Raw genomic sequence first — 5,169 nt, 5'->3', positions numbered from 1 at the left:
GGCTTGGAGGGCGGGATGAACGGGGTGTAGTTGACCGCGTTGACGAAGAACAGCCCCGCCACGATGACGAGCAGGACCACCGCGATCTTGATCGTGACGATGATCAGGTTGAACCGGGAGGAGAGCTTGATGCCGGCGACCAGGATGGCGGTGAGGGCCAGCACGACCAGCGCCGCGGGCAGGTTGAAGGTGGCCCCCTCCCCCGCTATCGCATCGGGCAGGACGATCCCCAGGGACTCCAGCAGCGAGGTCAGGTAGCCCGACCAGCCGACCGCCACGACCGCGGCGCCGAGCATCATCTCCAGCATCAGGTCCCAGCCGATGATCCAGGCGGGGAACTCACCGAGCGTGGCGAAGGCGAAGGTGTAGGCCGATCCCGCCACCGGCACGGTGGAGGCGAACTCGGCGTAGCAGAGCGCGGCCAGCGCGCAGACGATCCCGGCCGCCACGAACGACAGGGCGACCGCGGGCCCGGCCAGGTCCCTGGCGACCCGGCCGGTGAGCACGAAGATGCCGGTGCCCACGATGACGCCGATGCCGAAGACGGTCAGGTCGAGGGCGGAGAGATCCTTGCGCAGCCGGTGCTCGGGCTCCTCGGTGTCCTGGATCGACTGCTCTATCGATTTGACGCGGAAAACCTCCACGGAACCCCTCCTGACATCCCGGAGTCGCTATCCCCCACAGATCAGGTCATGCCCACCTGATCAACGGCTGAACGGCGAACTAGGGGTTCTTTAGGGGAAAGTCCCGATGTCTCCCGCTCTCCCCCGCGACACCATCGAGGCATGCTCTTGGACATGCTGGGCCAGTTGGACCCATATCTGATCGGCGCGGTGCTGCTGGCGGTGCTCGCGCTGGACGGTTCCCTGCTGATCGGGACCGTGCTCCCCGGGGACGCGGCGATCGTCGTGGCGGGGACCGCGCTGACAGGCCCCGCCGAGATCGCGGTGGCGGCGGTCGCCGGGGTGATCGGGTGCTACCTGGGCGCCACCGGCGGCTGGCTGATCGGCCGCCGGTACGGCTCGCGCGTCCGCCACAGCAGGGCCGGGAAGTGGATCGGCGAGCACCGCTGGACCCGGGCCGAGCGGATGACGACCGGCGAGGGCGGCGGACCCGCCCTCGCCGCCTCCTTCTTCCTACCGGTGGTCAACGCGCTGATCCCGGTCCTCGCCGGGACCCTCGGCGTGCCGTACAGGCGGTTCATCCGCTGGGCGCTGGTCGGCAGCACGGCATGGGTGAGCACCTATCTGGTGCTCGGCTCGCTCGCGGGGGAGTTCGTCCGGCAGAACGAGCACCTGATGGTGCCGGTCGCCGGATGCGTCGCCATCCTGGCCGCGGGCCTCGCCGTGATCAGCAGGCGGGCCCGCGCGGACAGGAGGGCACGGGTCAGCGAGCCGGGTGGTTCTCCAGCGCCGCGGACCGTTTCGCCACCGCTTCAGTGATCTCACGGGCGATGTCCTGCGAGGTCAGCCCGATCTCACTGAGGATCTTCGCCCGCTTCGCGTGGTCCAGGAAGCGCTGCGGGATGCCGTAGGTGCGGACCGGGACGTCCACGTCGGCGTCGCGCAGCATCCGGGCGACCGCGTCGCCGACACCGCCCACCCGGCCGCTGTCCTCGACCACCACGACCAGCTTGTGCGTGCCGGCGGCCGGCACCAGGGCCTCGTCCAGGGGCTTGACCCAGCGCGGGTCCACCACGGTGGTCGAGATCCCCTGGGCGTCGAGCAGGGCGGCGGCCTCCAGGCACAGCTCGGCCATCGGGCCGACGGACACGATCAGCACGTCGGGGTCGCCCGCACGCAGCACGTCCATCCCGCCGAGCTGCCCGACCGCCTCGATCTCGGCGGTCACCGGCCCCTTGGGGTAGCGGATCACGGTGGGGCCGTCGTCGACCCGCACGGCCTCCGCCAGCAACTCGCGCAGGCGCGGCTCGTCGCGCGGGACGGCTATGGACAGGCCCGGGACGACCTGGAGGATCGACAGGTCCCACATGCCGTTGTGGCTGGCGCCGTCGTCGCCGGTGACGCCCGCCCGGTCGAGCACGACCGTGACCGGCAGCCGGTGCAGGGCGACGTCCATGAGGAGCTGGTCGAAGGCGCGGTTGAGGAAGGTGGAGTAGAGGGCGACCACCGGGTGGAGCCCGCCGAGGGCCAGGCCCGCGGCACTGGTCAGGGCGTGCTGCTCGGCGATGCCGACGTCGTAGAGACGGTCGGGGTAGGCCTCGGAGAAGGGGATCAGGCCGGTCGGGCCGAGCATCGCGGCGGTGATCGCCACGATGTCCTGCCGCTCGGCGCCGAGCCGTACGATCTCCTGGCTGAAGACGTTGGTCCAGCCGTGCGGCTTGGGCTTCTCCTCGCCGGTCAGCGGGTCGAAGGGGGTGGGCGAGTGGAAGCAGTCCTCGTCGTGGTTCTCCGCGAAGGAGTAGCCGAAGCCCTTCTTGGTGAGCACGTGCACGATGACCGGGCGGCGGAAGCCGCGGGCCTTGCGCAGCGCGGCCTCCACGGCCTGCTCGTCGTGGCCGTCGACCAGCCCGATGTATTTCAGGCCGAGGTCCTCGAACATGACCTGCGGGGCCAGAACGTCCTTGATGCCCTTCTTCACACCGTGCAGCGCGTCGTAGACCGGGGGACCGACCACGGGGACCTTCGCCAGGTTGCCCTTGACGAACTCCAGCACGTCCTCGTAGCGCTGGGTGGCGCGCAGCGAGGCCAGGTGCGAGGCGAGGCCGCCGATGGTCGGCGAGTAGGAGCGGCCGTTGTCGTTGACGACGATGATCAGCGGCAGGTCCCGGTGCGCGGCGATGTTGTTGAGCGCCTCCCAGGCCATGCCGCCGGTGAGCGCTCCGTCGCCGATCACCGCGACGACCGTCCGGTCGCTCTCGCGGCGCACCTTGTATGCCTTGGCCAGGCCGTCGGCGTATGACAGCGCGGTGGAGGCGTGGGAGTTCTCGACGATGTCGTGCTCGGACTCGGTCTGGCTCGGGTAGCCCGACAGGCCGCCCTCCTGGCGGAGCGTGTCGAACAGCCCCGCGCGGCCGGTGAGCATCTTGTGGACGTAGGCCTGGTGGCCGGTGTCCCAGAGGATGCGGTCGTGCGGCGAGTCGAAGACCCGGTGCAGCGCGATCGTCAGTTCGACCACGCCGAGGTTGGGTCCCAGGTGACCGCCGGTGCGGGCGGTGGCGCTGACCAGCAGGTCCCGGATCTCGGCGGCGAGCCTCGGCAGCTCGGCCGCTCCGAGCAGTTTCAGATCCCGTGGCCCCTTGACCGACTCCAGAAGACTGCCAGGCCGTCCGGTCCGCTCACTCACGGAATCATCTCCTCTGTCCAGTCAGCATCAGACCGAGTCTAGTTCGCGTGGCGGGCACTGCCTCCAAGGAAGGGGATTCTGCACGTTTTATTCACACTTGCAATAGCCTTTGCCTCACCATGAGCACTCTCCCCTTTAGGCAACTATCGTCACTCATCGTCGCTTCCTTGGCTTTCTCCCTGGTCACGGGCGTCGGTACCGCGAACGCCGCCACTCCGTCGACCGCCAAGGCCTCCGTCACGGAGACCGCCAAGGCCTCCGTCACGAAGGAGCAGGCTCCCCCGCGCGGCCGCACCGCCGCCACGGCCAACCCCCTCTACCGGACGGGCACGCTGCCCGACCTGCGGTGCACGACCGGACAGATCCGCGCGGGGAGCGCGGCTTCCTACAAGATCTTCATGACCCGCGTCAACCGCTGTCTGAACCTGATGTGGAAGACCCAGTTCAGGAAGGCGAAGCTGCCCTTCGCCCAGCCGAAGCTCCGCTTCGTCACCTCCAGGGTGAGCAGCCCCTGCGGCCGCTGGCCCAGCGGTGCGGGCGGCTACTACTGCTCCAGCAACCGCACCATGTACATCGGAGTCACCCGCGCGGTGCTGAAGAACCCGTACGGGCCGAACCACGCCCAGTTCATGGCCCACGAGTACGCGCACCACGTGCAGCAGCTCGCCGGCATCATGAACTACTACGGCCAGAGCGTCTGGCGGGCCAGGTCCTCCACCAAGCTCGCCTTCTCCCGCCGCCTCGAACTGCAGGCCGACTGCCTGGGCTCCGCCTTCCTGCGGCAGGTCGCCGACGATCTGCCGGTCGACCAGGAGCAGTGGGACGCGATGGTCCGGTGGGTGGACGAGAACGGTCACAAGAGCTGGCCGACCAACGACCACGGCAAGGGCCGCAGCCAGGCCTACTGGATGGAGCGCGGTTTCAACGCGGCCTCCCCGTCCGCGTGCAACACCTGGACCGCGTCCTCCCGTAGCGTCGCCTGACCCTTCCGCAGCGACCCCGACCCCTTCAAGCCGAGAATGCGGCCGTGCTTTCCGTACGGCCGCATTCCGCTTTACCCCCAGTTGCACCTCTACTAGGGTTCGGGATCATGCGTACCCCCCTTATCGCCGTGCTTTCCGGCGTGCTCGCGAGCCTGCTGTTCGCCGGCACCGCCGGCGCAGGCGTCGCGGAGCAGTCCGGGCCGGCCCCCACGGGCAAGACGGCCCTGACCGGCAACCCGATCTACAAGAGCGGGAAGCTCGACCTCAAGAAGTGCGAGGAGCAGCCCGTCCGCCCCGACGACCTCGACTCCTCGCGGATCTATCTCGAATTCCTGATGGACTGCCTCAACGAGAGCTGGGAGTACCAGCTCTCCAAGGCGAAGCTGCCGTTCTCCAAGCCCAGGCTCGAAACGATCTCCCGGATCGGCCGCCCCACCGGCTGCGGTGACTTCCCCAAGGGGGCCCAGGCGGTCTACTGCCCGATCAACAAGAAGATCACCTTCTTCCTCAGCCCGTCCATCCTCTCCCAGCCGACCGAGCTGTTCCTGTTCCAGGTGATGGCCCACGAGTACGGCCACCACGTGCAGCAGCTCTCCGGGATCATGGGCGCGGTCGACAGCCGGACGTACAAGAGCGACAAGGACTTCCTGCCCGTGCTCCGCCAGGTCGAGCTGCAGGCCGAGTGCCTCAGCGGCGCCTTCATCGGCAGCGTCTGGCAGTCCCTGGGCCGCCGCCAGTCCGACTTCACCTACGTCCTGCGCGCCGCCTACGACACCGCCAGCCACGGCAAGGCCGCCAACATCGCCTACTGGCTGAAGCGCGGCTTCGACCAGGAGGGCCCCGGCGCCTGCAACACCTTCTCCGCTCCCAGGTCCAAGGT

At 68.9% G+C, this 5,169-nt stretch carries 5 protein-coding genes; 3 read left to right on the top strand and 2 right to left on the bottom strand.

Features of this window, described 5'->3' with window-relative positions; genetic code table 11:
- A partial coding sequence (locus tag CA984_RS42460) for an amino acid permease (protein ID WP_133061956.1) occupies nt 1-644 on the bottom strand: 644 nt, incomplete at its 3' end.
- 141 nt (nt 645-785) lie between these two features.
- Here CA984_RS42460 and CA984_RS42455 point away from each other — a divergent pair.
- On the top strand, nt 786-1,442 hold the full coding sequence (locus tag CA984_RS42455; protein WP_086578958.1) for a DedA family protein: 657 nt from the start codon (nt 786-788) through the stop codon (nt 1,440-1,442).
- Here CA984_RS42455 and dxs read toward each other — a convergent pair.
- Complete coding sequence (gene dxs / locus CA984_RS42450) at nt 1,387-3,306, bottom strand: 1-deoxy-D-xylulose-5-phosphate synthase (RefSeq protein WP_086578957.1); 1,920 nt, start codon at nt 3,304-3,306, stop codon at nt 1,387-1,389. The two genes, CA984_RS42455 and dxs, sit on opposite strands and share 56 nt — an antisense overlap.
- Nucleotides 3,307-3,473: 167 nt before the next feature.
- Between dxs and CA984_RS42445 the strand changes: the two genes are divergently transcribed.
- Together CA984_RS42445 and CA984_RS42440 are read left to right on the top strand one after the other, a co-directional pair.
- On the top strand, nt 3,474-4,289 hold the full coding sequence (locus CA984_RS42445; RefSeq protein WP_108724700.1) for a neutral zinc metallopeptidase: 816 nt from the start codon (nt 3,474-3,476) through the stop codon (nt 4,287-4,289).
- 107 nt (nt 4,290-4,396) lie between these two features.
- Nucleotides 4,397-5,169 (top strand): neutral zinc metallopeptidase (locus CA984_RS42440; protein ID WP_133061955.1); only part of this gene is annotated, 773 nt, incomplete at its 3' end.

The organism is Streptosporangium minutum, assembly GCF_002149035.1.
GTDB lineage: Bacteria > Actinomycetota > Actinomycetes > Streptosporangiales > Streptosporangiaceae > Streptosporangium > Streptosporangium minutum.
Note: the sequence above shows the minus strand (reverse complement) of the source record. Positions and strands in the feature narration are given on the sequence as shown.